The organism is Mesorhizobium sp. M7A.F.Ca.US.014.04.1.1, assembly GCF_003998745.1.
Lineage (GTDB): Bacteria > Pseudomonadota > Alphaproteobacteria > Rhizobiales > Rhizobiaceae > Mesorhizobium > Mesorhizobium ciceri.
On record NZ_RZRW01000617.1, the window covers coordinates 1 to 3,242 of the forward strand.

Annotated in this window: 3 protein-coding genes; 1 reads left to right on the forward strand and 2 read right to left on the reverse strand. The window is 63.6% G+C overall.

What is annotated here, in order from left to right; genetic code table 11:
- On the forward strand, positions 1-1,675 hold a 1,675-nt coding region (locus EOA22_RS28670; protein WP_127390398.1), incomplete at its 5' end, for a bifunctional aldolase/short-chain dehydrogenase.
- 52 nt (positions 1,676-1,727) lie between these two features.
- Here EOA22_RS28670 and EOA22_RS28675 read toward each other — a convergent pair.
- Positions 1,728-2,573, reverse strand: coding sequence for an acyl-CoA thioester hydrolase/BAAT C-terminal domain-containing protein (locus EOA22_RS28675; RefSeq protein WP_063167608.1), 846 nt, complete (start codon positions 2,571-2,573; stop codon positions 1,728-1,730).
- Between the two features lie 101 nt (positions 2,574-2,674).
- Positions 2,675-3,242: substrate-binding domain-containing protein (locus EOA22_RS28680; protein WP_164755930.1), on the reverse strand; the 568-nt coding region annotated here is incomplete at its 5' end.

A 3,242-nucleotide genomic window follows, 5' to 3' on the forward strand; every position in this document is an offset into this window, starting at 1 on the left:
GCTGCATGCCTTCCTGCCGCACAAATTCGTCGACCACACGCACTCGACCGCCATTCTCGCCATCGTCGACCAGGAGGACTCCAAGCCGCTGGTGACCACGGTTTTCGGCGCCAAGATGGGCTATGTGCCCTACATCATGCCCGGCTTCGACCTCGCCAAGGCGGCTGCCGACATCTTCGACGCCGATCCTGATGTCGAGGGCCTGATCCTCGACAAGCATGGCATCTTCACCTTCGGCGACGATGCGAAGCAGGCCTACGACCGGATGATCCATTATGTGAACGTCGCCGAGGACTTCATTGCCGCAAGTGGCAAGCCGAAGGCGGCAAAGGCAGCCTTGCCAGCAAAGCTCGCGACGCCGGCGTCGATCGCGCCGATGCTGCGCGGCGCGGTGGCGGTAGCGCGCGGCGAAGGCCGCTTCGACCGAATGGTCAGCGATTTCCGCACTTCGCCGGCAATTGTCGATTTCATCAATTCAGCCGAGATCGCCGATTATGCCGGGCGCGGCGTCTCGACGCCCGATCTGTCGATCCGCATCAAGACCGGGCCGATGGCGCTGCCGGCGCCCGACGCGGACAAGGCCGGCGACTACAAGGCGGTGATCAAGAGCCATGTCGACGCGTTCGCCAAGGATTATCGCGCCTATTTCGAAACCAATGATGCGCTCGACGACGTCAAGCGCACCATGCTCGACCAGATGCCGCGGCTGACGCTGGTGCCCGGCCTCGGCATGTTCGGCCACGGCCGCACCCTGAAGGACGCGAAGATCGCGTCGGATGTCGGTGAGATGTGGATCGAGGCAGTGCGTGGCGCCGAGGCCGTCGGCCGGTTCCATCCGCTTTCCAAGGCCGACCTGTTCCCGCTCGAATACTGGTCGCTGGAACAGGCCAAGCTCGCCTCCAACAAGCCGAAGCCGCTGACCGGCCAGGTGGTGCTGATCACCGGCGGTGCCGGCGCGATCGGTGCAGCGACGGCAAAGCTGTTCGCCGACAATGGCGCCCATGCCGTCGTCGTCGATCTCGACGCCGAAAAAGCCGCCGATGCAGCGAAGAAAGCCGGCAACAATTCGATCGGCGTCGCCGCAGACATCACCGACCCGGCACAGGTGCGTGCCGCCTTCGACAAAGCGGTCGCCGTGTTCGGCGGTGTCGACATCCTGGTTTCCAATGCCGGCGCCGCCTGGGAAGGCCGCATCGGCGAGCTTGACGACGCGCTCCTGCGCAAGAGTTTCGAGCTCAATTTCTTCGCCCACCAATCGGTGGCGCAGAACGCCGTGCGCATCATGCTCGAACAGGGCACAGGCGGCGTGCTTCTGTTCAACACCTCCAAGCAGGCCGTCAACCCCGGCCCGAAGTTCGGCGCCTATGGCGTGCCGAAGGCGGCGACGCTGTTCCTGTCCAGGCAGTACGCGCTCGACTATGGCGCGCATGGCATCCGCTCGAACGCCGTCAACGCCGACCGCATCCGCTCGGGCCTTTTGACCGACGCCATGATTGCCAGCCGCTCAGGCGCGCGCGGCGTGTCGGAGAAGGACTACATGTCCGGCAATCTGCTCGGCCAGGAAGTGACGGCGCAGGACGTGGCGCAGGCCTTCCTGCATCATGCGCTGGCCGACCGCACCACCGCCGACGTGACGACCGTCGACGGCGGCAATATCGCGGCAGCGATGCGGTAGGGAAACCGGCCGAGACTGACGCAAAACAGGCGAAGGTATTCGGGATCTGCAGCTACAGCAGTTCTCGGATGCCTTCCCACGCCATTCTGCCCAACCGTGATTCGGCCTCGTCATTGCCGCCATGTGCATGCAATGTCGAGCGTGGTGTGTTCTCGCCAGGCAAGAGAATGCGATGCCCCGCATCCGGCGATGACACGAGATGTGTGATCTTGCCTGCTTCGCTGCGCCGCCGAACAATTTCTGTCGCGAACCATAGCGAGGGCCACAGCGCATCGTCGCCGCCTGCGACCAGCAGGATCTCGGCCGATGCGGTCTCAACGGGGATGGTCGCCGCAGCCGCTTCCTGCCTGAAGGTTTTCAAGCAATGTTCGAAGAGTCCCCTGTAGGATACCAAGCCATCCACGTATTCTGGTGTCCAGTTTGGATCCGTCGGCACAAACGGCAGGGGGATTCCGTCGAGCGACCATGAGGATCGTTCAGGCCAGCTGACGCCATCCGGGCCAGCACCAATATTTCCCCAAATCACCGATGACGGGCTGATGGCGACCACAGCGTCGATGCGCGGGTCATGGACCGCCGCAAGCAGTGAGGCCTCGGCACCCTTGGATGTGCCGACATAGACGATGCGGTGGCATCCTGTTTCAAGGAGACAATCGGTTGCCGCGAAGAAGGTTTCGAGGGGAATTTCGCATATTCCGGGAGGCTGGCCCTCACCGCCGAACCATTGCAGGGCCAAAGCCGACGAGCCCTCGTTTGCAAAGAGCCGTGCGCGCCCGACATCGACGCGGCCACTCGACCCACCCAACACCACGACACCCGTGGTGGCCTGCGGGCATCGAAACAAGGTTCCGGCGACGGCGCCGGACAGGTTTTCCTCGATTGCCGCCTGAGCTTCCATATACGCACCGAACCTTGGGCCGGAGCCTGGCGCCGGCTGCAGATATTCAGCAAAAAGGCCGCCTGCAGCAAGCGGCTGCAGGCGGCCTTCGATAGCGAAAGTTACTTGGCGTTCGGGTTCGGCATCCAGGCCGGCATCGCGACATCGGCGTGGGCGAACTGCGGCAGCTTGGCCGACAGGTCCTCCATGTTCTTGATGTCCTTGTCGATGAGGTCCTTCTGGGTGATCAGTGTCGGCGGCACGACGACGTTGTGGCCGGGGTCTTCACCGGCCAGCAGCTGTGCCAGCGCACGCACCGAGACCTGGCCGACGACGGCCGGGTTGGTCGCGGCGGTCGCGGCCCAGGCGCTGTCGGGCTCGCGCATCGCAGCGATGTCCGAGGTCGAAATGTCGGCCGAATAGATCTTGATGCCCTTGTTCAAGCCCGCTTCGTCGACAGCGATCTTCACGCCCTTGGCGAATTCGTCATAGGGAGCGAACATCACCTTGATGTCGGGATGCGCCGTCAGCACCGAACGCGCCTGGTTGGCGACGGAGTTGGCGATCGGATTGTCGAGCGTGCCGAACATCGCGACTTCCTTGATGCCGGCATATTTCTTCTTGACGTCAACCCAGGTCTCGTTGCGGCGGTCGCGCGGCGCGATGCCGGCGGCATAGACATAGCCGGCA